Below are 24715 nucleotides of genomic sequence, written 5' to 3' on the forward strand. Positions count from 1 at the left end.
CAACACCGTAACCCAAAGTGATCGAATCGATAAAACCGACGTTTAACCCGCACTTATCCGTGAAAAGTCTTCAGTTCAGCGCCTTGCGATTGAAATCCCGCAGACGGAAGCCCATCAGCGCCAGCATGCCGAAATACGTCACCACGCCCGCCACGACCAATGCCCCCAGACGCAAGAAACGCTCAAGCATGTGCCCCTGATCCCAAGCCGGCATGAACTGCATCAAACCCAGCAATGCCCCGGACATTACCGCCACCGCGACCACCAGCTTCAGAGCAAACTTGCCCCAGCCCGGTTGCGGCTGAAACATTTGCTGCTTGCGCAGTTGATAAAACAGCAGACCGGCATTGATGCAGGCACCGACGCTGATGGCCAACGCCAGGCCCGCATGCTTCAGCGGCCCGATAAAGGCCAGGTTGAGCAACTGGGTGACGATCAGCGTGAAGATAGCGATTTTGACCGGCGTGCGGATGTTTTGTTGCGCATAAAAGCCGGGAGCCAGCACTTTGATCAGGATAATTGCGAGCAGGCCCACCGAATAAGCGATCAACGCACGCTGGGTCATGGACGCATCAAACGCACTGAATTGGCCATACTGAAACAGCGAAACGGTCAGCGGTTCGGCCAGAATCCCCAGCGCCAGAGCGCACGGCAGCACCAGCATGAAACACAGGCGCAAGCCCCAATCGAGAATCCGCGAGTATTCGTGACGATCCTGGCTGGCGTAGGTCCTGGCCAGCGTCGGCAACAGAATCGTCCCCAAGGCTACGCCCAGTACGCCGGACGGCAGCTCCATCAAACGGTCGGCGTAATACATCCAGGACACCGAGCCGGCCACCAGAAACGAGGCGAAGATGGTGTTGATGATCAACGAGATCTGGCTGACCGAAACCCCGAGGATCGCCGGCAGCATCTGCTTCAACACCCGCCAGACGCCGGTATCGCGCAGGTTCAGGCGCGGCAGTACGAGCATGCCGATTTTCTTCAGATGCGGCAGTTGGTACAGCAATTGCGCCAGACCGCCAACCAGTACCGCCCAGCCCAAGGCCATCACTGGCGGATCGAAATACGGTGTCAGGAACAGCGCAAAGATGATCATACTGACGTTGAGCAGGGTCGGCACGAAGGCGGGTACGGAGAAACGGTTCCAGGTATTGAGGATCGCTCCGGCCAGCGAAGACAGGGAGATCAGCAATATATAGGGAAAGGTCACCCGCAGCAGATCGGACGTCAGCGCGAATTTTTCCGGAGTAACGGCGAAACCCGGCGCGGTCGCCCAGATCACCCAAGGCGCGGCGAGCATCCCCGCTATCGTGACCAAGGCCAGAACCAGCGTCAGCAAACCCGAGACATAGGCGATAAAGGTGCGCGTCGCCTCATCGCCCTGCTGACTTTTGTATTCCGCCAGAATCGGTACGAAGGCCTGGGAAAAAGCCCCTTCGGCAAAGATCCGCCGCAGCAAATTAGGCAGTTTAAATGCAATAAAGAATGCATCGGTGGCCATCCCTGCGCCAAATGCGCGCGCGATGATGGTGTCACGCACAAACCCCAAAACCCGGGAAAGCATTGTGATAGAGCTGACGGCGGCCAACGACTTGAGCAGATTCATTGAAAGAGTTTTTGCCTGTAGATAAAGAGCAGGCGAACAAAGCGCCCACATATGCGATACTCCGCGCCGCAACAGCACAGAGCCAAAGCTCGCGAGTTTACAGGTCGCACGCCGGAAAGAAATATCCCGGTGTTCTTCATCTACCACTCAGCGGAGCGCATCACCTGCCCTTGACAAGACTTCAACTCATCGGCATGATTCGCGGCCTATTTTGTTTGCTATTTCCTAAAAAGTCTTTCGAGGAGCTCGACGGTGGCCAACACACCTTCCGCCAAAAAACGTGCAAAACAGGCTGAGAAGCGTCGCAGCCACAACGCCAGCCTGCGTTCCATGGTTCGTACCTACATCAAGAATGTAGTTAAAGCCATCGACGCAAAAGACGCTGCAAAAGCTCAAGCTGCTTACGTTCTGGCCGTGCCAGTTATCGACCGTATGGCCGATAAAGGCATCATCCACAAGAACAAGGCTGCTCGTCATAAGAGCCGCCTGAATGGCCACGTCAAGGCTCTGAACCTTGCCGTTGCAGCCTAAGCGACACGCTTGTTAAAAAACCGACCCTAGGGTCGGTTTTTTATTGCCTGCGATTTGGTGGGTACACCGCAAAAAAAATGTGGGAGCGAGCTTGCTCGCGAAGAGGCCATAACATTCAACATCATCGTTGACTGTGACACCGCCTTCGCGAGCAAGCTCGCTCCCACATTTGATCTTCGCTAAATTACTGAGCGTGCGCCCAAGGCAGAATCGGAATGGCCGTCACCGCATTCTGCGGACTGCCCTCGATCAAGCGGTCACTATAGACCAGGTAAACCAGGGTATTGCGCTTCTTGTCGAGGAACCGCACCACCTGCATGGTCTTGAATACCAACGAGGTGCGCTCCTTGAACACCTCGTCGCCATCCTTCAGCTCACCCTTGAAGCTGATCGGCCCGACCTGACGGCACGCAATAGACGCCTCAGCGCGATCCTCAGCCAACCCCAACCCACCTTTCACACCACCCGTCTTGGCGCGCGACAGGTAGCAGGTCACGCCATCCACTTTCGGATCATCAAACGCCTCGACAACGATACGGTCGTTCGGGCCGACGAACTTGAACACCGTCGACACCTGACCAATTTCCTCGGCCGAGGCCAGCAGTGGCATTGCCAACAACAAACCCAACAATCCTTTTGCCACACGCATTCAGGTATTCCTTCAGACCAGAATCAGGTTATCGCGGTGAACCAGTTCCGGCTCCGCCATGTAACCCAACAAACCGACAATCGCCTCAGACGACTGACCGATGATTTTTTGCGCCTCCAAGGCACTGTAGTTGGCCAGGCCACGGGCGATTTCACGACCGTCCGGCGCCACGCAGACCACCATTTCGCCACGACGGAAACTGCCCTGGACCAGCTTGACCCCCACCGGCAGCAAACTTTTATTGCCTTGGGACAATGCAGCCACCGCACCCGCATCCAGCACCAGAGTCCCGCGGGTTTGCAGATGCCCCGCCAGCCACTGCTTGCGCGCCGCCAGCATGCCGCGCTCAGGCGACAGCAAAGTGCCAATGCGCTCGCCAGCCTTCAGCCGATCCAGCACACGCTCCAGACGCCCACCCACGATGATCGTGTGAGCACCGGAACGAGCAGCCAGACGCGCAGCCCGCAACTTGGTCTGCATACCACCGCGCCCGAGCGCACCACCAGTACCGCCCGCCACTGCATCAAGGGCCGGATCGTCGGCGCGCGCCTCGTAGATCAGCTGCGCATCGGGGTTATTGCGCGGGTCCGCATCGAACATGCCGTCGCGATCCGTGAGAATCACCAGCAAATCAGCCTCGACCAGGTTGGCCACCAACGCCGCCAGCGTGTCGTTATCGCCGAAACGTATTTCGTCGGTCACCACGGTGTCGTTTTCGTTGATGACCGGGATCACCTTGAGCTCGACCAGCGCTCGCAAGGTACTGCGAGCATTGAGGTAGCGCTTGCGGTCAGACAGATCGTCATGAGTCAGCAGGATCTGTGCGGTGTGCCGACCATGCTCGGCAAAGCTCGACTCCCAGGCCTGCACCAGACCCATCTGGCCGATTGCCGCAGCAGCCTGCAACTCATGCATGGCACTGGGTCGTACAGTCCAACCCAAACGACTCATACCGGCCGCTACCGCACCGGAGGAAACCAGCACCAACTCGACACCGGCCTCATGCAAAGCCACCATCTGTTCGACCCAGACACCCATTGCCGCGCGATCCAGGCCCTTGCCGTCCGCCGTCAGCAAAGCGCTGCCGATCTTCACGACCCAGCGCTGCGCACCTGCCACCTTGCTCCGCATCTTCTTCAACCTATGCCGGCGAGTGACGCGACCCAGCGCCACCCATGAAATTATTTGTATTTGCGTTTTGCAGACACCAAAACGCCGCTCAATGAGCGGCGCCTTGGAAACTGGCTTGTCGCGATGATAACACCGCATCCAGCCAGATTAACCGTCTTCGCGAGCAAGCTCGCTCCTACAAGAATCAGTCGCGGACGTAAATGATTTCCGGACCATCTTCATCATCCACATCTTCTTCATCCCAGTCATCGTCACCGATGTCGTGGACGCTCTTCACGCCGCTGCGACGCAGGGCACGCTGATCATCCAGCGCTTGCAGCTGGGCACGGGCTTCATCTTCGATGCGCTGATCGAGCTCGGCCAGCTCTTCTTTGTAAACCGGATCGTTAGCCAGGCGATCAGCACGATCTTCCATGTAACGCATGATGTCGTGGCACAGACGCTCGGTGCCCAGCTTGGAGATAGCGGAGATCACGTAAACCGGCCCCGTCCACTCCAGGCGATCAACGATTTCCTTGACGCGAGCATCGTGCTCTTCTTCAAGGATCTGGTCGCACTTGTTCAGTACCAACCAACGATCACGCTCAGCCAGAGACGGGCTGAACTTGGTCAACTCACTGACGATCACTTCAGCAGCATCCGGGGCGCTAGCGTCATCCAGTGGCGCCATGTCCACGAGATGCAGCAGCAAACGGGTACGCGACAAGTGCTTGAGGAAACGAATCCCCAGACCCGCGCCATCGGAAGCGCCTTCGATCAGACCCGGAATGTCCGCAACCACGAAGCTCTTCCAGCGATCGACACTGACCACACCCAGGTTCGGCACCAGCGTGGTGAACGGGTAGTCGGCGACTTTCGGCTTGGCAGCCGACACCGAACGGATAAAGGTACTTTTGCCGGCGTTCGGCAAACCGAGCAGACCGACGTCCGCCAATACCTTCATTTCCAGCTTGAGGTCACGCGCCTCACCCGGCTTACCCGGAGAAGTCTGGCGTGGCGCACGGTTGGTACTGGATTTGAAACGGGTGTTACCCAGACCGTGCCAGCCACCGCTGGCCACCAGCAGGCGCTGACCAGCCTTGGTCAAGTCACCGATGATTTCCTGGGTGCTCGCATCGATCACCGTAGTGCCGACTGGAACCCGCAGAATCAGCTCTTCGCCTTTCTTGCCGGTGCAGTCAGTGCTGCCGCCGTTGGCGCCGCGCTCGGCATCGAAATGCCGGGTATAGCGGTAGTCCACCAGGGTGTTGAGGTTTTCGTCGGCAAGCATGTAGATCGAGCCGCCATCACCACCATCACCACCGTTCGGACCACCGTTTTCGATGAATTTTTCCCGACGGAAACTCATGCAGCCATTGCCGCCGTCACCGGCCTTTACTCGAATCGAAACTTCATCAACAAACTTCATAACAAAACGCCCCTCGCCGCGCGGGCGAGCTGAAAAGCACTAAGACATAAGACTCTTGCAAAAATGAGCGCAGCGACCTCAATCAACGACCGCAAAATCCAGCGCTGGCAGCCCATACAAACAGTTTTGCAAGAGACTCACCCCACAAACGAAAAAGCCCCGTCGCAAGACAGGGCTTTTCCAGCAACTATGCAATTACGCTGCGACGACTTCAGTCTTCGGAACGATGCTTACATAACGGCGACCGAAGGCGCCTTTAACCTGGAACTTGATCACGCCTTCGATTTTAGCGAAGAGGGTGTGATCTTTGCCCATGCCAACACCGTAACCGGCGTGGAATTGGGTGCCGCGCTGACGCACGATGATGTTGCCCGGAATGATAACCTGGCCGCCATACATCTTCACGCCAAGGCGTTTGGCTTCTGAGTCGCGACCGTTACGGGTACTACCACCAGCTTTTTTGTGTGCCATGAGTTCAATTCTCCTAGTGAGGAATTAGGCTGAAATTAAGCCTGAATACCGGTGATTTTGATCTCGGTGTACCACTGGCGGTGGCCCATACGCTTCATGTGGTGCTTACGACGACGGAACTTGATGATGCGGATTTTATCGTGACGACCTTGGGAAATCACTTCAGCAACAACGGTAGCGCCAGGAACAACTGGAGCACCGATATTCACGTCGTCGCCATTGGCAACCAACAGAACGCGATCAAAAGTAACGGATTCGCCGGTAGCGATTTCCAGCTTTTCGATCTTCAGGTATTCACCTGGAGCGACTTTGTACTGCTTGCCGCCTGTAACGATTACTGCGTAAGACATGGTATTTCTCCGATAATCCTGCTCACCCAGCTCTTTATAAGAAGAGGTATTGGCTGGCATGGCTGCATGAGGCTGGAACGGCCCAGATGCAATTGCGTAAGGCAGGTGCTGCCCAGGAAGTTCAGGGTGCGCGATTGTACGCAAGCGGCGAAGTCGATGCAAGTGCCTGAGCATAGTGCCTTGACACCCGCGGGCATGGGTCCTAGCATGCCGCGCAACCCTTCTGGAGCACCTGTCGCTGATGCAACCCCAAGCTTTCTACCGCGCGGTGGCGGACGACTTTAGCGCCGTCGACGGCATCATCAAGAAGCAGCTGACTTCTCGAGTGCCGCTGGTATCGAAAATCGGCGATTACATTACCTCGGCCGGCGGTAAACGCCTGCGTCCGTTATTAGTGTTGCTGTGTGGCAAGGCCCTGGGTCGCGAAGGCGACGACATGCGTCTGCTCGCCGCGACCATCGAGTTCCTGCACACCGCCACCCTGCTGCACGACGACGTGGTTGACATGTCCGGCATGCGCCGTGGCCGCTCGACCGCCAACGCCATGTGGGGCAACGCCCCGAGCGTGCTGGTCGGCGACTTCCTGTACTCGCGCTCCTTCGAAATGATGGTCGAACTGGGCTCGATGCCGGTGATGAAGATCCTTTCGCAAGCCACGCGAATCATCGCTGAAGGCGAAGTGTTGCAACTGTCGAAGGTTCGTGACGCCAGCACCACCGAAGAAACCTACATGGAAGTCATCCGCGGCAAAACCGCGATGCTCTTCGAGGCCTCGACCCACAGTGCCGCAATCCTCGCCGGCGCCACGCCTGAACAGGCCGAAGCGCTACGCACCTTTGGCGATCACCTTGGCGTGGCCTTCCAGCTGGTCGACGACTTGCTCGATTATCGCGGCGACGCCGAAACCCTGGGCAAGAACGTCGGTGATGATCTGGCCGAAGGCAAACCGACTCTGCCGCTGATCTACACCATGCGCGAAGGCACTCCGGAGCAAGCGGCACTGGTGCGCCAGGCGATCCAGAAAGGCGGTATCGAAGATCTGGAAAGCATTCGTGCTGCCGTGGAAGCCTCCGGCTCACTGGATTACACCGCGCAGCTGGCCCGTGATTACGTGGCTCGCGCCATCATCTGCCTCGAAGCGCTGCCAGCCAGCGAATACCGCGATGCGCTGGTGGAATTGAGTGAGTTTGCGGTCGCGCGTACGCACTGATCCTATTGCACGAACCCTGTGGGAGCGAGCTTGCTCGCGAAGACGGACTGACATTCAACACTCGTGTCGACTGTTATACCGCTATCGCGAGCAAGCTCGCTCCCACAGGTTTATCGGCGCCTCGCCCTCTCCTGCTTAAAACCCTATACAATGTGCGCTTTTTAGCCATCCTGAATCCAAGGAGCTTTAGTGAGCACGTTGCCACCCTGCCCAAAATGCAATTCCGAATACACCTATGAAGACGGCGCTCAGCTGATCTGCCCGGAATGCGCCCATGAGTGGTCCGCAAGCGGCGAAGCCGAGGTTGCGTCCGACGATACCGTGAAAAAAGATTCGGTCGGCAATGTCCTGCAAGATGGCGACACCATCACCGTGATCAAAGACCTCAAAGTCAAAGGCACTTCGCTGGTGGTCAAGGTCGGCACCAAGGTCAAGAACATCCGCCTGTGCGATGGCGACCACGACATCGACTGCAAGATCGACGGCATCGGCCCGATGAAACTCAAGTCCGAGTTCGTCAGAAAGGTCTGAGCCTGCTGTATTCCATCCCGCGCCTTGCGTGGGATGGTGCTTCACCCTCGCCTCGTCCCCGCAACAACTCCCGCGTTAATAACCAAAAGCCAGCCCTTTTGATCGACAGCAATTCCCCCACAGAAAAAAGTAGAAACCGCCAATAGGTACTTGCTATTAACTGAATAAGAATTATTCTCATTGCAACCCATCAAGGAGATGAGAACCATGACTTATTTGATCGATGCCTGGCTGGACCGCCCACACCCTTACCTCAGGATCCTGCATCGGGAAACCGGGGAAGTCTGTGCGGTATTGGAAGAAGACGCATTGAACGAGCTGCAGGATCAGGGCGACCTGGACGTCAACGGCCTGAGTTCCAGCGAACCGGTAGTGCTCAAGGAACTGGTGCGTAACCTTTTTCTGTTCTGCTATGCCCGGGCGCTGCGCCCGGCGGGGGATCTGAGTACCAGGTTCCAGATATGAAGGCCACTGCAAAAACTGTGGGAGCGAGCTTGCTCGCGAAGGCTGACTAACATTCAACATCTCTGTCGACTGCCATGCCGCCATCGCGAGCAAGCTCGCTCCCACAGGGCCCGCATTCACATTGGATCGGGTCTTACAGAACGTCGAGCAGTTCGACGTCGAATACCAGTACGCTGTGCGGCGGGATGCTACCAACGCCTTGCGCGCCGTAAGCCAGCTCGCTCGGCACATACAGACGCCATTTGCTACCGGCGTTCATCAGTTGCAGGGCTTCGGTCCAGCCAGCGATCACGCCACCTACCGGAAACTCTGCAGGCTGGCCACGATCGTAGGAACTGTCGAACACAGTGCCGTCGATCAGAGTGCCGTGGTAGTGAGTACGCACGCTGTCTTCGCGCGATGGCTTGGCGCCTTCACCGGCCGTCAGTACTTCGAATTGCAGGCCGGAAGCCAGAGTGGTGATGCCGTCACGCTTGGCGTTTTCAGCCAGGAATTGCAGACCAGCGCCAGCAGCAGCTTCAGCCTTGGCAGCCGCTTCGGCTTGCATGATTTCACGGATAACCTTGAAGCTGGCGGACATCTCGTCCTGGCCAACACGGCTTTCCTTGCCGGCGAAGGCGTCGGTCAGGCCAGCCAGGATCGCGTCCAGGCTAACGCCCGGCGGCGGGTTGTCGCGCAGTTGGTCGCCCAACTGACGGCCAATGCCGTAGCTGACGCGGGTTTCGTCGGTGGACAGATTTACTTCGGACATAACGCTGCTCCGCTGTGTGGACGGCTCTGGAAATTGCCGTGCATGCACAGCGCATTCCGGGGCGCCCGGAACCAAAAGGGCGAGCAGACTAGCACAGAAGCCGTGACTGTGATGAGCGTGTCCAGCCTACTCGGGTGACTTGAAAGCAATCGTTACCCGCCGGCTTCCCTCGGTGCTGTCCGACATCCCGCACATTTCATCGTCAACCGGGTTTTGGATCAGGTTCATCATAAGTTCCGGAAACGCGTGCAGCACTTCACGGGCATGCTCCACCGAACGCACCTGCATCACCTGGCCATGGGAGTCGCTCAGCGGATGGGCCGCGCCGTGTATTCGCGCCTCGATCAGGTAGCTAACGCCGTCGAGGGAGATCAGGTTCAGCTCGTCGACTTTCCCTGCGACGGCATAAGCATTCAACTCTTGCAGGTTCATGACCGCACCTCGCGCAACTCAGCCCAAGACAGTTACAGGCATATGCCTCGCGGTAAAAAAGCACAAGCCAGAAACGCCGCCGCCCGTCCGTTTCACAACGGCCACACAATCAGTGCTTGGTCAGCTTGTCCAGGTAACCCATGGCGAATGCCGAGATCACGAAGGTCATGTGAATGACCACATACCATTTCAGGTGCTCAGGATCGACGTTCTTCGCATCCATGAATATGCGCAGCAGGTGAATGGAGGAAATGGCCACGATCGAGGCGGCCACCTTCATTTTCAATGAGGAGGAGTCCATCGTGCCCAGCCAGTTGAGCTTCTCCTTGTCTTCATCGATGTCGAGCTGGGAGACGAAGTTCTCATAACCGGAAATCATCACCATCACCAGCAGGCCGCCCACCAGCGCCATGTCGATCAACGACAGCAACACCAGAATCAGATCCGACTCGGCCATCGAAAACACGTTGGGGATAACGTGAAAGACTTCCTGGAAAAATTTCAGCGCCAGGGCCAGCAAACCAAGGGACAGACCGAAGTAGATCGGCGCCAGCAGCCAGCGCGAGGCGTACATTGCATTTTCGATAAAGCGTTCCATTGAATCCCACATCAGGTCTAAAAACGGCGGCGAGTATATCAGCCGGTCAAAAACCCATAAACCGCTGGCAAATCCATGACCTGCACGTCTGCCGAAGGGTTTTTCTGCTAGTGTCGAAGGTCAAACTCGACAGGGCGCAAACAGAAAACCCTGTCGAGTAGGTGGCTCAGTGTTCGCCAGGTTAAAAATTACCGGGACGAGAACGTCCTCCGTTGATTTCCCGCAGCTGCGCTTGTAGATGCAAGCACCAGATTTGCGGATCATCGGCCAGCTCATAGCCATGCAACGTCAGGCTTTCAACGATGGTTTCAAGGATTGATTCGGCCACGAAAGGCCCATGAAACGGGCCTTGAGCTTTGATGGCGGAAGGTTGTTCACCGGCCATTCCGGCGGCGAAAAGCAAGGTCCACATACCGGTGTCCCCTGCAAGCGGGCGAATGCTGCATTCGATACGGGTAACCAGGCCAAGGCACTGGCGGGTAAGGCAGAGGTTGCGCGGCATAGCGGCGACCCTCGGTAGATCCGGTATTCAGCCCTCACAGGAAGACTGTCTCGATCCAGTGATTACTGTCGATATCCTTGTCCTGAGAATAGAGGAAAAGTCCGGACTGCGCGCCTGCAAAGACCAGCGGCGCCGAATGGTTATTTTGCGAACCTTGACGCCAGCCTCTGTGGCGAGGGAGCTTGCTCCCGCTCGAGTGCACAGCACTCGCAAAACCTGCCAATGCGTTCCAACCGATAAAACGCGATTGCAGGGTTTGGGCCTGCTGCGCAGACCAGCGGGAGCAAGCTCCCTCGCCACAAAGAAGCAAGCCCCCGTCAGCCTCAGACCGGTTTGGCCCGTGCCAACGCCTCCTGAATGATCTCTTTCTCCGCTTCCTTGAGGTCTTCTTCGTGGATCATTTCGGCGATCACTCGCAGGCGTTCAACCACCCGCGCGTTGACGCTGCCCTCAGGGAATTGACCTTCTGCATCCGGCTCGCCGGCAGGTTCACCAACCAGCAGGCTCAGTGCTTCATCAGCCTGGCGCACCGCGTAGACGTGGAACTGCCCGGCTCGCACCGCCGACAGCACGCGCTCATCGAGCATCAAGGTCGCAACGTTGGCCTGCGGGATGATCGCGCCCTGCTCGCCAGTCAAACCGCGGGCTTCGCAGAGACGGAAGAAACCTTCGATCTTCTCGTTGACCCCGCCGACCGCTTGAACCTCGCCAAACTGGTTGATCGACCCGGTGATCGCAAAACACTGCTTGAGCGGCGTTTTCGACAGCGCTGAAATCAAGGTGCAGGCTTCGCCCAGGGACGCGCTGTCGCCATCGACATAACCGTAGGACTGCTCCAGGGCAATACTCGCAGAGATGGCCAACGGGAATTCCTGGGCATAACGGCTGCCCAGATACCCGGTGAGGATCATCACGCCCTTGGAGTGTATCGGCTGTCCAAGGTTGACCTCGCGCTCGATATCGACAATCCCGCTGCCACCCGGGTAGACCGTGGCGGAGATCCGCGCGGGTATGCCGAACGCCGAGTCACCGACTTCCAGAACGGTCAGACCGTTGCACTTGCCCACCGCCGCGCCCGCGGTGTCGATCAGGATGATGCCCGCCAGCATGTCATCGAGAATCCGCGCAGAAACGCGCCCGGTGCGAGTCGCCTTGGCTTTCAGGGCGCGTTCGATGTGCCCGGCGTCAGTCATCTTGTCGCCCGCCAGATCACGGATGAAATCCGCTTCGCTGACCAACTGGAACAGGTCTCCGATACGCGCCGACAATCGCCCTTGATGCTCGGCCAGCCGTGCACTGTAGGTCGCCAGGCGTGCCACCGCATCGGCGGTCAGCGGCGCCATGCCTTCTTCCGAGGTACGGGTTTTCAGCAACTGAGCGAACTGCTCGAGGCTTTCATCGACCATCGGGATGTCTTCATCGAAGTCCACCAGCACCCGGAACATCTCCTGGAAGTCTGAATCCAGGTCTTGCAACGCGTAGTACAACTGCCGGGCACCAATGATAACGACCTTGACCTGCAACGGGATCATTTGAGGTGACAGCGTCTGCGTCGCCAGCCGACCCAGTTCACCCAGCGGTGATTCCATTTTCAGTTTGCGTGACTGCAACGCGCGTTTCAGCGCATCCCACACAAACGGCTCGCTGAGCATTTTCTCGGCTTCGAGGATCAGGAAGCCGCCGTTGGCCCGATGCAAGGCCCCCGGGCGCAACTGCCGGTAGGTGGTGTAGAGCGCGCCCTGATCGGTGCTGTATTCGATGCGACCGAACAGGTTGTCGTAGGTCGGGTGCGGCTCGAACACGACTGGCGCACCACCGCTGGCATGATGTCCAACGACCAGGCTGGGGCCGTACTGCTCTTCCAGCAACTTGCGGGCCACCGCGTCGGTCTTGCTGTCGTCGACCAATTGCTCGACCACGGTTTTCAGCAGGTAAACCTGCATGGCTTGCAGGTAACCGCAAACCCCGGCGTTTTCCGCGTACTTCTCCGACAGCGGCGCCAGCAACGGCTGCAGGGCCAGAGTGATGGTTTCTTCGTTGAGGTGACGCATCTGGTTGCTGGATTCGCGCTTCCATTGCGGCAGGCTCGCCAGCTCTTCGTTGAGACGTTCTTCCAGCCCGGCGATATCGACGTGAAAACGCTCCCGATCAACTTCCGGCAGTTGCGCAAACTCGGCTTCGTCCAGCGCCTTGCCTTCGCTCATTGGGGTGAAGGCGATGTTGGTACTGTCGCGGTAAAGGGCGACTTCCTTTTCCAGCGCCAGGCGCTCGATCACATCCAGTGCGCGGTCATAACGCTGGTTGAAAGCACGGTCGATGGCGCTTTTCTTCTGCTGGTAGGACGGGTGCTCGAACACCGCCGGAAAGGTCGCCAGCAGGTTGTCGATCAGGCCATTGATGTCCGTAATGAACGCACCGGCCGCACCCGAAGGCAGTTCCAGCGCACGCGGCTCTCGCGGCTCATCGAAATTATTGACGTAGACCCAGTCCGCCGGGGTCTGCAAGCGCTTGGCTTCGGCCTTGAGGTAGCGTTTGACGAAAGAAAACCGGCCGGTGCCGGGCTCGCCCATGACAAACACGTTGTAACCGGGGCGCGGCATGGCCACGCCGAACTGCAACGCTTCGACCGCACGCTCCTGGCCGAGTATTCCGCGAAAAGGCTCCAGATCATTGGTTGTAGAGAAGCTGAACTGTTCAGCGGAAAACGGACGGGTCAGCGCTTCGGGCGCTAAACGCAAGCTGGCAGCAACAGGATCAGGCATCGGGCTTCCTTACATCAGGCGGGGCAGATGAAGGCATTCTGGCGCCGGGTATACCCGGCTGGCAAGGCACGCCGTGAGGCAAAGTACAGACAAGCGACAAACCCCAGGTGCGTCGGGGAAAAACAGGCCATTTCGACGAATGTTTTGCAAAAAATAACGGAACCCCTGGATCGCGCCTAAACTGCAGGCTGCGCGGCTGGACTAATAACCGGCCCAACTGGCGCCGACATGGGCCAGAACCCTTGTCCATTGGTATGCACTTTAAAGAGAACAACGCTATGAAACGGATTCTTCTCGGTACTCTTTTCACCGCTGTATCCATCAACGCAATGGCCCAGGCGCCAGGCGGCCCGGATTGCGGCTGGGGCAACATGCTGTTCGAAGGTCAGCGCGGCACTCCGGCGCACTTCCTGGCATCCACCACCAACGGCACCTCCGGTAACGCCACTTTCGGTATGACTTCCGGCACCAACGGTTGCGCGACGAACGCTTCGCTGACCTATGGCGGCAAGTCCTGGATTGCCATGAATGGCATGATGAATGAGCTGTCCGAAGACATGGCCAAGGGTCAGGGCGAAGCGCTGACTACCTACGCGGTGGTGTTGGGTGTGGCCCCTGAAGACCGCGCGCATTTCGCCGCTGTCACTCACCAGCACTTCCAGCAAATCTTCAGCAAAGCCGATGTGACGGCTGATGATGTGCACACCAATACCCTGGCCGTACTCAAAGGCGATGCTCGCCTGGCCAAATACGCTACCCCGGCTTAAGCTCGAACCGCCCGCTCCCTTCGAGGGGCGGGATTTGTTTTTTCGACCTGTCCCGCTTTGGGTCTTTTTTTCGACTTCCAAGTTGCCCACCATGCTCAAACGCCTTGCCTGCCTGGCGCTCTGTGTCTGCGCCCCGCTGTCCGCCGCACCTCATATCGACAATCAACGTTTGCAGCAACTGGCCAACGACACCTTCTGGATCTCCTTGGGTCACTACGAAACCGCCAAGCTCGGCGGCTGGCGCAGCTATGTCAGCGACCCGAAGTTTTTCCTCGCGGCCGATGGCGCCCATCATCCCGATGCCGAGCTTTCAGCGACCGTGCAGGCTTTGTACGCCCCGGCCAGTGCCGGCGAAAAACACGCGCAATGCGTTTACCCGGCACGCACCCGCTGGCTGAAAGCACAGCTGAATCTGACCGATTTACCTGCCGTGGACTGCACTGAATTCAAGCAGTGGTTCAAGGATGTCGCGCCCCACAGCGCGGTGATGATTTTCCCGGCGGCTTATTTGAACAGCCCGTCGTCGATGTTCGGCCACACCTTGCTGCGTATCGACCAGGCCGACGTGCAGAGAGACCAGACCGCCCTGCTCAGCTACGCGATCAACTTCGGTGCGTATATCGAAGGCTCGGACAACAGCATTCTCTACGCCTGGAAAGGCCTGATGGGTGGTTATCCCGGCCTGTTCGCGCTGGTGCCCTATCAGGAAAAACTCGCCGAATACCGCAGCCTGGAAAACCGCGATCTGTGGGAATACCGGCTGAATCTTACCCAAGAAGAAACCGAGCGCATGGTCGAGCATGTCTGGGAGCTCAAGCAGATTCAGTTCGACTACTTCTTTTTCGACGAGAACTGCTCCTACCGCTTGCTGGAACTGCTGCAGGTGGCGCGACCGGGTTTGAAGCTGACCGGACAATTCCCGCTGACCGCCATCCCCACCGACACCGTGAAAGCGGTCAAGGAAGCCGGGCTGGTGGAAAAGATCGACTATCGGCCGTCCCGCGAGCGCGAACTGCTGAGTCGCGCCGAGCCATTGACCGGCGAAGAACAGGATTGGGTGCTGAAAGTCAGCGCCGACCAGAAGCAATTGCAGGATCCGGCCTTCAAGGCGCAGCCACGGCCCCGTCAGGCATTGATCATCGATGCGGCCTATCGTCTTGAGCGCTATCGCGCCAATGGTCAGGAGCGCGATCCTCAGCGCTCACAACGCAGCTTCGAATTATTGCGGGCAATCAATCAAAACCCGCCGCCGGAGTTGCAGATAGAGCGTCCTGGGTTACCCGAGAACGGCCACGAATCACGTACCTGGCAAGCCGGCATCGGCACCCGGGGTGATAAGGCTTTTGGCGAATATGGCCTGCGCATGGCCTATCACGATCTCAACGACAATGCCGAGGGTTTCCCCCTCGGTGCGCAGATCGAAATCCTGCAAATGAAGCTGCGCCAGTACGAAGGCAATCACTGGCAGCTGCAGCAACTGGACCTGGCGACCATCCGCTCGCTGACACCGCGTAACGAGTTGCTGCAACCCATGTCCTGGCAAGTCACCGGCGGCCTGGAGCGGGTTCCGGGCAAGCATGACGATGAAACCCTGGTCAGCCACGTCAACGGCGGCGGTGGCGGCACCTGGCAGCTCGGCGGGCAGATGCTGGGGTTCGCCCTCGGCACCGTGCGCGTCGAGCACAACGCCGACTTTGCCGAATTCATCGCCCCGGCAGCGGGGTTCAATACCGGTCTGCTCTGGCAAAACCCGCTGGGCAATCTCAGCCTGGAAGCCAAAAGCGATTACTTCACCAACGGCGAAGTGCGCCGCAGCCTGAGCCTTAACCAGCAGTGGGAATTATCCCGCAACCTCGGCTTGCGCCTGAGCGCACAGCGCGAGTTCAGCCACTTGGCATCACCGCAGAATGAGGTGATGCTGGAAGTGAAGTGGTATCACTATTGAGCCATCCCTCATCCTGCGACCATGACCCAAACGCCATCAAGGGAGAAATGCCATGAGCCGCGCCTTCGTCAATGAAGAACTAGCCGCTGCGCAAACCGACCAGCCGGTAGAACGACAGGTCAGCGCGCAGCTCAATTACGTCACCCCCGCAGGTCTGGCTCAACTCCAGGCGAAAGTTGCTGAACTGCAGACGCAGCACAGTGAACAATCGGCCCTGGGTGAACAGGCCGACAAGCAACGTCAGGTCGATATCGAACGCGATCTGCGCTACTTCAATCAGCGTCTGCAAAGCGCTCAAGTGGTCGTACCGGCGACTTCCACCGAGAAAGTGCAGATTGGCAGCTGGGTAACCTTTGCCGACGAACACGACGTGGAACAGCGCGTGCAATTGGTCGGCGAAGACCAGGCCGATGCCGCCCACGGACTGATCAATTGGGGCTCACCGCTAGGGCGCGCGCTGCTTGGCGCGCAGCTCGGCGATGAAGTGCAGTGGAAGCGACCGGCTGGGGATCAGTTGATCGAGATCATCCGCATCGAACCCGCCTGAACAACACCCCGGGGCCATTTCAGACCCACAGAAAAAAGGGAGACCCGTCGGCCTCCCCTTGAAAACTTAGTCCGTGCTCGACGCTTATGACGCCGGCTCACCTCACTCCGTCTTCTGGACAGTGTGTAGCCCGGGGGCCGACTCAACCCTGTGGGGGTGGCGACCGCAGCTGGCCTGATTCGGCGAGCCGCACTGGACTGTTTGTCCGGGCAGTGATTCTGGTAATAAGAATAGGCTTTGGGCACCGACAGAGGATTGCGAAGATTGCTCAAATAAACATAGCTTGCGCAATTTTTAACTAGAGATAGATAATTAAACGCAATAGTTATGACAAAGGCCTGATCCATGAGCAAACTCGACCGATACGACCTGAGCATTCTGGCGGAATTGCAGCGTGATGCCCGTATCTCTAATCAAGAGCTCGCTGAACGCATCGGCTTGTCGCCATCGCCCTGCTCGCGGCGGGTCAAGCAGCTGGAGGATGACGGCTATATCTCCCGCCAGGTCGCCCTGCTCGATCGCAAGAAGCTTGGACTGAGCCTGACCGCCTACGTACTGATCGGCATGGACCGCCACACACCCGAGCGCTTCGAGAACTTCGAAGCGGCGATTCGCAACCTGCCACAGGTGCTCGAATGCAGCCTGGTGACCGGTATGGACGCCGACTATCAGCTCAAAGTGGTGGTACCGGATATGGATCACTACCAGAAACTGCTGCTCGGCCACCTGACCCGCATTGAAGGCGTGACCAGCGTGAGGTCGAGCTTTGTACTCAATCAGGTGCTCAACAGCACTGAGTTGCCGTTGACTCACCTTCGCAGCTGAACACAGAAGATGATCGTTCCCACGCTCCCGCGTGGGAATGCATCCCGTGACGCTCTGCGTCACATCCGGAGCGGACGCAGAGCGTCCATGGCGGCATTCCCACGCAGAGCGAGGGAACGATCAACGGTTGTCTGACCGACACAGATCAATGCCCCACCCCTACCCCTTGGCGTATACTCCGCCGGCCTTTTTTACCCTGCCCGCGCTGGAGAGTTTCGATGGATCCTGCTGTATTCGAAGAGTGGATGATGACCGGTCTGGTGACCATCCTGATCATTTTCATGGGTTTCATCGTCTGGGATCTGGCGAAGAAATCCAAGGCCGGGCGGTTCGGCTCTTTTATCCTGTTCTTCGTACTCGGTCTGGGCGTTGCCGCGTTCGTGATCAAAAGCGTGGTCATCGGCCTGATCGAATCCGGCACGTTATAAACGCGCCGGGACTTCTTTCCACTGCCCCTGATCAAGCCCTTCGATCGTCCAGTCGCCGATTCGCACGCGCACCAGGCGCAGCGTCGGCAAGCCTACCGCGGCCGTCATCCGTCGTACTTGTCGATTACGCCCTTCGCGAATCACCAGCTCCAGCCAACTGGTTGGCACGCTCATGCGAAAGCGCACCGGCGGATTACGCGGCCATAGCTGCGGTTCTTCAAGCTGCCGCGCCTCGGCGGGCAAGGTCATGCCGTCGTTCAACTCCACACCGTCGCGCAAACGTTGCAATTGCTCAGCGCTTGGTTCGCCCTCGACCTGCACCCAATAGGTCTTGGCCAACTTGTGTTTGGGGTCGGCGATCCGCGCCTGTAGCTGGCCATCGTTGGTCAGCAGCAGCAAGCCTTCGCTGTCTCGGTCCAGCCGGCCCGCCGGGTAAATGCCGGGGATGTCGATAAAATCCTTGAGTGTCGCCCGCCCTTCGCCGTCGCTGAATTGAGTCAGCACATCGAAGGGTTTATTGAACAGAATCAACTTCGGCTCAGCCGGCCGTGCTTTAGCGACCCGGCGTGGTGCCGAGGAAGATTGCGGGTTATTCGCGCCTGGACGGCGGGAAGCGGGACGAGGTGGAGGAGGCATGGCAAAAAGAACATCTAACGGTCAGGGCTGCTAATGCTAGTGCCCTGATCGCTAAATGACCATCGCAACGATCAGCGGAACGGCGGTTCGTCGAAGCTGCGCAGTTTGCGTGAGTGCAACGAATTGAGCTCGGTGCGCAGCAGGTCCACGGCGGCGATGCCGATCTTCAAATGCTGGCTGACTGCACGTTCGTAGAACGCGTTGGCCGAACCCGGCAGTTTGATTTCGCTGTGCAACGGTTTGTCCGAGACACACAGCAAGGTGCCATAAGGCACTCGCAGGCGATAACCCTGGGCGGCGATGGTGCCGCTTTCCATGTCCACGGCCACGGCTCGCGACAGGTTGATCAGCGGACGCTCCTGAGCCCAGCGCAGTTCCCAGTTACGGTCGTCGTAGGTCAATACGGTGCCGGTGCGCAGGCGTTTTTTCAGGTCGTCACCCTTCTCGCCCGTGACGTTGGCCGCAGCCTGCTGAAGCGCCATCTGCACTTCGGCCAGGGCCGGAATCGGAATGTTCGGCGGCACGACCCGATCAAGAATCCCGTCGCGACGCATATAGGCGTGAGCCAGCACGTAATCGCCAATGGTCTGCGACTGACGCAAGCCGCCGCAGTGGCCGATCATCAGCCAGCAGTGCGGACGCAGCACCGCCAAATGGTCGGTGATGTTTTTCGCATTGGACGGGCCGACACCGATGTTCACCAGGGTCACGCCATGGCCATCGCTGGCTTGCAGGTGATAAGCGGGCATTTGATAACGATGCCAGACCACCCCGGCGGCAATCGCCGAGGCTTCGCCGTGGTCCATGCTCTTTTCGATGATCACGTTGCCCGGCAACACCATGCGCACAAACCGCGGATCGGTGCGCAATTGCTCGAGGCCGTGAACGATGAACTGGTCGACGTAACGGTGATAGTTGGTCAGCAGGATCCATGGCTGCACATGCCGCCAGTCGCTGCCGGTGTAGTGCACCAGACGGCGCAGCGAGAAGTCGACCCGCGCCGCGTCGAACAGCGCCAATGGCAGCGGATCGGTGTTTTCCCAATCGTACAGGCCATCGGCAATGCCATCGGTGGCGGCCGACAAGTCGGTACTCGGGAACACCCGCGCCAGCGCCGCAGCAGTCACACCGGAACCGCCGAGCTCGTCGCCCTGCTCGACTACATACGGATAAGGAATGTTCTGCTCGCTGACACCTACTTCCACCGTCACGGTGAAGTCGTGCATCAGCGGCACCAGTTGCTCCAGTAAATAATTACGGAAAGCTGAAGGATGGGTGACGGTGACGCTGTAGGTGCCGGGCAACTGGACTTTGGCGTAAGCCCGAGTGGTCTGCGGGACTTCGCCCTGGCAAAGGTAGGTCAGGCGCAATTCGGGGTAACGAAACAAGGCGCGCTGCTCGGCGCCCGGCTCGACCCGATCCTTCAGGTAGCGTTTGAGGGCCTGACTGAGTGCGCTGGTGGCACGCTCGTGCAGAGTGGCAAGCCGGTCCACGGCTTGCTCGGCGGTTTGAACGACAATAAAAGCTTCGGTCACGATCAGCATCCTGTGTTCTGACTTGCAGGCCTTCATCTTGCCTGTATCGCCGTCGGACGGGAACAGTGGAGTTTCGGCGATCAAGCGCTTCAGGGTCAGACACATAACCTGTGGCGAGGGAGCTTGCTCCCGCTGGACCGCGAAGCGGGCCTAAAACCTGTAAATGCGATTTATCAGGCAGACCGCGTCAGCCGGATTTACGACCGCTGCGCGGCCGAGCGGGAGCAAGCTCCCTCGCCACAATGATTCACCAGGCAATAGACCTGTGCTTGCCAACACCTACGATCAGAAGCCCTGAGGTGTCGAACGCGCGACAATCGCCTCGACGTCCAGACCTCGAGGCAAAGTGCCATAGACTCGACCGGCCGCCCCCAGGCGACTGGCAATGAAGGCATCGCTGACCGCAGCATTGCCCGCCTCCAGCAACAGCTTGGCTTGCAGCCCCAGCGCAATGTCTTCGGTCAGTTGCCGAGCGCGATATTGAATGTCGTTAGTGTCCTTGAACGCCGCCTGCAACTGGCTGATGTGCGCGGCCAGACGCTTGTCGCCATGACCATCGCCCAATTCGGCAAACAACGCATCGAGCACGCCCGGCTCTTTCGACAAGGCCCGCAGCACGTCGAGGCACTGCACATTGCCAGAACCTTCCCATGTCGAGTTCACCGGCGCCTCACGGTACAGACGCGGCAGGATGCTGTCTTCGACGTAACCGGCGCCACCCATGCACTCGGCGGCTTCGTTGATCATGCCCGGCGCACGTTTGCAGATCCAATACTTGCCCACTGCCGTCACCAGCCGGGCGAATTTGGCTTCCCGGGAATCGTCGAGATGATCCAGCGCCCGGCCCATGCGCAGGCTCAAGGCCAGCGCGGCCTCACTTTCCAGCGCCAGATCGGCCAGCACGTTTTGCATCAGCGGTTGTTGGCTGAGCAACTTGCCACCGACCATGCGGTGGGCGCAGTGATGGCTGGCCTGGGTCAATGCCTGACGCATCAGGGCGCTGGAACCGACCATGCAATCGAAGCGGGTCATGGCGACCATCTCGATGATGGTCGGCACCCCGCGGCCTTCCTCGCCGACCATCCAGGCCAGAGCGCCACGAAACTCCACTTCACTGGAGGCGTTGGAGCAATTGCCGAGTTTGTTTTTCAGGCGCTGGATGTAGAACTGGTTATGGCTGTCATCCGGCCGATGGCGCGGCAGCAGGAAGCAGGTCAAGCCCTTGTCGGTCTGGGCCAGGGTCAGGAAGGCATCGCACATCGGTGCCGAACAGAACCATTTGTGTCCGATCAGCTCATAGGCCTGGCCCGGACCTGCGGCCCCCACCGGAAAAGCCTGGGTGGTGTTGGCCCGCACATCGGTGCCGCCCTGTTTCTCGGTCATGGCCATGCCGATGGTGGCGCCGGCCTTATGGGCGATGCCGACGTTGCGCGGATCGTATTCGGTGGCGAGAATTTTCGGCAGCCATTGCTCGGCAATGTCCGGCTGCAGTCGCAATGCCGGCACAGAAGCGAAGGTCATGGTCAGCGGGCAACCACTGCCGGCTTCGGCCTGGCTGTGCAGATAGGTCATGGCCGCACGGGCCACGTGTGCACCGGCTTGCGGATCGGTCCAGGGCAATGAGACCAAACCGTGCTCGATCGCGGTGCGCATCAGCTCATGGTAGGCCGGATGAAACTCAACCAGATCGATGCGATGACCATAACGGTCATGACTCGAGAACACCGGTTTGTTCTGATTGGCCAGAAACCCGGCCGCCATCAAGGGTCCGCCGGCCAGTGCACCATACTCATCGATCCGCGTTTCGGCCCAGCCCGCGCCAAAACGCCTGGCCCATTCCTGCAGCGGCAGGTCGATACGATAGAGGTTGGTGCCATCCAGCGAAGGTGGCTGATTGGTGACCTCGTGGGTTTCGGCGAACTGATGCAGGTTCATGACAGGGCTCCTTGGAGGGTGGACCAGAACCTCAGTAAATCACCGCCCCCTGCCCGAACAAAGTGGCATACACGCCTAAATCTCGGCGCTTTCACCTTGTTTAGGACACAACACCCGGCGGTACAAAGTCGCCTGCAATTCTTCGAACTTCACCGGTTTACTCAAATAGTCCGTCACCCCGTCCGTCTGGCAACGCTCGCGTTCGACACTCTGAACCACCGCCAGCACCGGCAACTCGGCACAACCCGGCAGAGCGCGCAATTGGCAGCCAATCGAAACGCCATCGACCCGTGGCAGCTGACAATCGAGCAACACTGCATCGAAGGACTCGCGTCGCAGCAGTTCCAGTGTCGCCCGGCCACTGTCCGCCGTGCGCACCCGATAGCCCAATTTGAGCAGCATGCCGCGCACCACCAGCTGATTGATGCTGTTGTCATCGACCAACAGCACACTGCACTCCTGAGGCACCCGACAGCTTATCGGCGTATAGCCTTTGAACATTTGCTCTGCTGCAGGCAGTGGCGCATCGCGCACATCAAACTCGACTTCCAACTGGAAACGACTGCCGCGTCCTGGCTGCGATTGATGGGTCAAGCGCCCACCAAGCAACTCGATCAGCTGCCGACAAATGGCCAACCCGACACCCAGACCGCCGTACTCGCGGGTCATCGAACCGTCGAGCTGGAAGAACCGTTGGTACAGGGTGGCTTCATCCAGATAGGTAAAGCCGATACCGGTATCGATCACCGCGAAAGACAGCGCCATCCGCCCCTCGCCCGCCGATTGACCGGTCACCCGCAGCACCAGCCCTCCCTCGCGAGTGAACTTGATGGCGTTGTCCAGCAAGCACTCCAGGCATTGAATCAGTTTGCTGCTGTCACCTTGCAGGCGGTCTGGCAGACCCGTCGCCACCTCTATCTCGAAATCCAGCGCCTTGCTCATGGCGCTGGCGGCGAACTGCAGTCGCAGCCTGTCGAGCACGCCATGCAGGCTGAAATCCTCCCGTTGCACCTTGAGCCTGCCGGCTTGCAACTCCGTCAGGGTCAGGATGCCGTTGACCATGCGCATCATGTCTCGCGCCGAGCCAGCGGCGGTCTGTTGGTATTGCGCAAGCTCCGGGTCCAGATCCACGGTCTGCATGAGTTCCAGCGAACCGATCACCCCGTTCATCGGCGTGCGCAATTCGTGGGTCAGGGTCGAGAGGAATTCGTCCTTGAGCCGGTTGCTGTGGGCCAGCTCCTGGTTCAACACCTCGAGTTTCTGACCGGCATCGAACAAGGTCCGGGCTTGCTGTTCGCGCATTGAGTTGATGCGATCGGCCAGCGCCAACGACAGCAACGCCACCTCAATCGCCGAACCGATCTGGCTGGCGTACATGGTCAAGAACATGTTCGGCAGGTAGCCCAACACCATCAGCGTGTTGACCACACCGCCGAGCAGAAACGCCGACCAGGCAATGATGAAATACCGGGCCACCCGCAGACCGCGCCACCAGGCAAAAATCCCCGCAGCGAAGATCGTCACGGTAAAAGTCAGCGCCAACGCTGTCGCCAGACGCAAAGCCAAGGCGTAGCTGGTCATCAACGACAGCGCTACGACCACCGCGCTGCACGCGATCAACAGCACCAGCAGCCGATCAAGCCAGCGACTGTGGCTGGCCGTGCGCAAAAAGCTGCGGGCAAACTGGCTGCCGAACAAACCCGCAGCACCGATGAAGAACGGTGTCGACGCGTTGGCCCACCAGGGATTGTTCGGCCATAAATACTCCACGGCAGCACCGTTCACCGACAGCTGGTACAAACCGAATGAGGCGATATAGAAGATGTAATAGAGATAGCTGGTATCGCGCACGGCGAGGTAGATGAACAGGTTGTAGACCAGCATGCCCAGCAGTACGCCATAGATCATGCCCAGTACATACAGACGCACCGGCTGTTCTTCCAGAAAGGCGGTACTCGACCACAGGGTCAAGGGTGCCTGGATCGAGCCCTGGCTTTGTAGGCGCAGATACAGGGATTTGTGCTCATCCGGGGCGAAGTCCAGGTTGAACAGATAGTTGTTCTGACGGATCTGTCGACTGGCGAACGGCAAGGCATCGCCCGTGCGCCGGGCCAATTGATAGCGGCCGGCGGCATCGGGCAGGTACAGGTCGAGATGATCGAGGGGCGGATAGGCCAGTTCCAGCAACCAGCTGCGCTGAGCGGCCGGGTTGCTCGGGTGGTAATGCAGGTCGACTTTCAGCCAGAACACCGAGTGCGAGTAACCGGCATTGAGGGTGGCTTTATCCTGAGTCTTGAAACTGCCAGCCAAGGTTTGAGAACTGACATCGGCAATACTCGCCTCGCCGCTCGCGTCTTCGAACACTTGTATCACTCGGCCCAAAGGGAGGCTTTGAGTGAACTCATCAAACTCGGCCGCGCCAGCCAGCATCGGCAAGCTCAACAGCAATATCAGCAAATAGCGCATAGAGCCCCAGCGTGGCCTGTCCGGTTGTGTCAGGAAGCCCCCCATTCCCTTTGAGCAGACGTAAAACCGGCATTACCTGTTATTGGTTTGGATCCACTCTAGCATAGCCGCTGGTGGCTATTGAGCACCATTGAAAATTTTAGTTTGAAGGCTCTAGGACGGGCGTCTCACTAGCACTTGTTGATTTAGAGCTGTTGGGTCGGTCATATTGTGACAAGGCCCGCCCAAGCT

At 58.7% G+C, this 24715-nt stretch carries 24 protein-coding genes; 9 read left to right on the top strand and 15 right to left on the bottom strand.

The features are described 5' to 3' along the window. Nucleotides 1-70: 70 nt before the first annotated feature. Complete coding sequence (gene murJ / locus AC3I0A_RS23575) at nucleotides 71-1609, bottom strand: murein biosynthesis integral membrane protein MurJ (RefSeq protein ID WP_489374971.1); 1539 nt, start codon at nucleotides 1607-1609, stop codon at nucleotides 71-73. 252 nt (nucleotides 1610-1861) lie between these two features. Here murJ and rpsT point away from each other — a divergent pair, with 252 nt between their 5' ends. Beyond that, entirely contained in the window at nucleotides 1862-2140 is a 279-nt protein-coding gene (gene rpsT / locus AC3I0A_RS23580; protein ID WP_007942340.1) for a 30S ribosomal protein S20, read from the top strand. A gap of 184 nt (nucleotides 2141-2324) precedes the next feature. Here rpsT and AC3I0A_RS23585 read toward each other — a convergent pair whose 3' ends face one another. The 5 genes from AC3I0A_RS23585 to rplU form a co-directional block, all read right to left on the bottom strand. Then, on the bottom strand, nucleotides 2325-2789 hold the full coding sequence (locus tag AC3I0A_RS23585; RefSeq protein WP_008022496.1) for a CreA family protein: 465 nt from the start codon (nucleotides 2787-2789) through the stop codon (nucleotides 2325-2327). Between the two features lie 12 nt (nucleotides 2790-2801). Then, complete coding sequence (proB, locus tag AC3I0A_RS23590) at nucleotides 2802-3920, bottom strand: glutamate 5-kinase (protein ID WP_489374972.1); 1119 nt, start codon at nucleotides 3918-3920, stop codon at nucleotides 2802-2804. Nucleotides 3921-4104: 184 nt separating this feature from the next. Then, complete coding sequence (gene cgtA / locus AC3I0A_RS23595) at nucleotides 4105-5328, bottom strand: Obg family GTPase CgtA (RefSeq protein WP_489374973.1); 1224 nt, start codon at nucleotides 5326-5328, stop codon at nucleotides 4105-4107. 195 nt (nucleotides 5329-5523) lie between these two features. After that, nucleotides 5524-5799 carry a 50S ribosomal protein L27 gene (rpmA, locus tag AC3I0A_RS23600; RefSeq protein ID WP_150641122.1) on the bottom strand — a complete coding sequence of 92 codons (276 nt, stop codon included), beginning with the start codon at nucleotides 5797-5799 and terminating at the stop codon, nucleotides 5524-5526. A 35-nt stretch (nucleotides 5800-5834) separates the two neighbouring features. After that, a complete protein-coding gene (rplU, locus tag AC3I0A_RS23605) occupies nucleotides 5835-6149 on the bottom strand; it encodes a 50S ribosomal protein L21 (protein ID WP_003443915.1) in 315 nt (104 codons plus the stop codon). Nucleotides 6150-6390: 241 nt separating this feature from the next. Between rplU and AC3I0A_RS23610 the strand changes: the two genes are divergently transcribed. The 3 genes from AC3I0A_RS23610 to AC3I0A_RS23620 all read left to right on the top strand — a co-directional run bounded on the left by AC3I0A_RS23610 (nucleotide 6391) and on the right by AC3I0A_RS23620 (nucleotide 8355). Then, nucleotides 6391-7359, top strand: a complete 969-nt coding sequence (locus tag AC3I0A_RS23610; protein WP_489374974.1) for a polyprenyl synthetase family protein — start codon at nucleotides 6391-6393, stop codon at nucleotides 7357-7359. Between the two features lie 189 nt (nucleotides 7360-7548). Beyond that, nucleotides 7549-7890 (top strand): zinc ribbon domain-containing protein YjdM, encoded by a 342-nt coding sequence (locus AC3I0A_RS23615; protein ID WP_007901863.1) that lies wholly within the window; start codon nucleotides 7549-7551, stop codon nucleotides 7888-7890. Nucleotides 7891-8097: 207 nt separating this feature from the next. After that, the gene (locus AC3I0A_RS23620) at nucleotides 8098-8355 is read left to right on the top strand and encodes a PA4570 family protein (protein WP_489374975.1); all 258 of its coding nucleotides are present in this window, start codon (nucleotides 8098-8100) and stop codon (nucleotides 8353-8355) included. 133 nt (nucleotides 8356-8488) lie between these two features. On the opposite strand, the gene bamJ is transcribed toward AC3I0A_RS23620, so the two are convergent. From bamJ to AC3I0A_RS23645, 5 genes are all read right to left on the bottom strand, one after another. Next, nucleotides 8489-9106 (bottom strand): BamJ family beta-barrel-assembly machinery protein, encoded by a 618-nt coding sequence (gene bamJ / locus AC3I0A_RS23625; RefSeq protein WP_489374976.1) that lies wholly within the window; start codon nucleotides 9104-9106, stop codon nucleotides 8489-8491. 126 nt (nucleotides 9107-9232) lie between these two features. Further along, a complete protein-coding gene (locus AC3I0A_RS23630) occupies nucleotides 9233-9538 on the bottom strand; it encodes a DUF6482 family protein (protein WP_489374977.1) in 306 nt (101 codons plus the stop codon). 109 nt (nucleotides 9539-9647) lie between these two features. Then, complete coding sequence (locus AC3I0A_RS23635) at nucleotides 9648-10136, bottom strand: TIGR00645 family protein (protein ID WP_489374978.1); 489 nt, start codon at nucleotides 10134-10136, stop codon at nucleotides 9648-9650. 181 nt (nucleotides 10137-10317) lie between these two features. Next, entirely contained in the window at nucleotides 10318-10638 is a 321-nt protein-coding gene (locus AC3I0A_RS23640) for a PA4575 family protein (protein WP_489374979.1), read from the bottom strand. A 323-nt stretch (nucleotides 10639-10961) separates the two neighbouring features. Next, a complete protein-coding gene (locus tag AC3I0A_RS23645; RefSeq protein ID WP_489374980.1) occupies nucleotides 10962-13400 on the bottom strand; it encodes a Lon protease family protein in 2439 nt (812 codons plus the stop codon). 278 nt (nucleotides 13401-13678) lie between these two features. On the opposite strand from AC3I0A_RS23645, the gene AC3I0A_RS23650 reads away from it, so the two are divergent. From AC3I0A_RS23650 to AC3I0A_RS23670, 5 genes are all read left to right on the top strand, one after another. Then, entirely contained in the window at nucleotides 13679-14167 is a 489-nt protein-coding gene (locus AC3I0A_RS23650) for a DUF3015 domain-containing protein (protein WP_489374981.1), read from the top strand. Between the two features lie 91 nt (nucleotides 14168-14258). Beyond that, the gene (locus AC3I0A_RS23655) at nucleotides 14259-16112 is read left to right on the top strand and encodes an Lnb N-terminal periplasmic domain-containing protein (RefSeq protein WP_489374982.1); all 1854 of its coding nucleotides are present in this window, start codon (nucleotides 14259-14261) and stop codon (nucleotides 16110-16112) included. Between the two features lie 52 nt (nucleotides 16113-16164). Then, entirely contained in the window at nucleotides 16165-16659 is a 495-nt protein-coding gene (locus AC3I0A_RS23660) for a GreA/GreB family elongation factor (protein WP_489374983.1), read from the top strand. A 345-nt stretch (nucleotides 16660-17004) separates the two neighbouring features. Continuing rightward, nucleotides 17005-17484 (top strand): Lrp/AsnC family transcriptional regulator, encoded by a 480-nt coding sequence (locus tag AC3I0A_RS23665; protein ID WP_489374984.1) that lies wholly within the window; start codon nucleotides 17005-17007, stop codon nucleotides 17482-17484. A 218-nt stretch (nucleotides 17485-17702) separates the two neighbouring features. Continuing rightward, complete coding sequence (locus tag AC3I0A_RS23670) at nucleotides 17703-17912, top strand: DUF2788 domain-containing protein (RefSeq protein WP_008022976.1); 210 nt, start codon at nucleotides 17703-17705, stop codon at nucleotides 17910-17912. On the opposite strand, the gene AC3I0A_RS23675 is transcribed toward AC3I0A_RS23670, so the two are convergent. The 4 genes from AC3I0A_RS23675 to AC3I0A_RS23690 all read right to left on the bottom strand — a co-directional run bounded on the left by AC3I0A_RS23675 (nucleotide 17907) and on the right by AC3I0A_RS23690 (nucleotide 24484). Further along, nucleotides 17907-18548, bottom strand: coding sequence for a pseudouridine synthase (locus AC3I0A_RS23675; RefSeq protein ID WP_489374985.1), 642 nt, complete (start codon nucleotides 18546-18548; stop codon nucleotides 17907-17909). The genes AC3I0A_RS23670 and AC3I0A_RS23675 overlap by 6 nt on opposite strands. Nucleotides 18549-18619: 71 nt before the next feature. Continuing rightward, nucleotides 18620-20119: an AMP nucleosidase gene (gene amn / locus AC3I0A_RS23680; protein WP_489378590.1), complete on the bottom strand. Its 1500-nt coding sequence runs from the start codon at nucleotides 20117-20119 to the stop codon at nucleotides 18620-18622. 249 nt (nucleotides 20120-20368) lie between these two features. Next, on the bottom strand, nucleotides 20369-22018 hold the full coding sequence (locus AC3I0A_RS23685; protein ID WP_489374986.1) for an acyl-CoA dehydrogenase family protein: 1650 nt from the start codon (nucleotides 22016-22018) through the stop codon (nucleotides 20369-20371). A 75-nt stretch (nucleotides 22019-22093) separates the two neighbouring features. Next, entirely contained in the window at nucleotides 22094-24484 is a 2391-nt protein-coding gene (locus AC3I0A_RS23690; protein WP_489374987.1) for a hybrid sensor histidine kinase/response regulator, read from the bottom strand. Nucleotides 24485-24715 lie beyond the last annotated feature (231 nt).

The sequence above is a fragment of the Pseudomonas sp. KH_024_B2 genome (assembly GCF_057839965.1).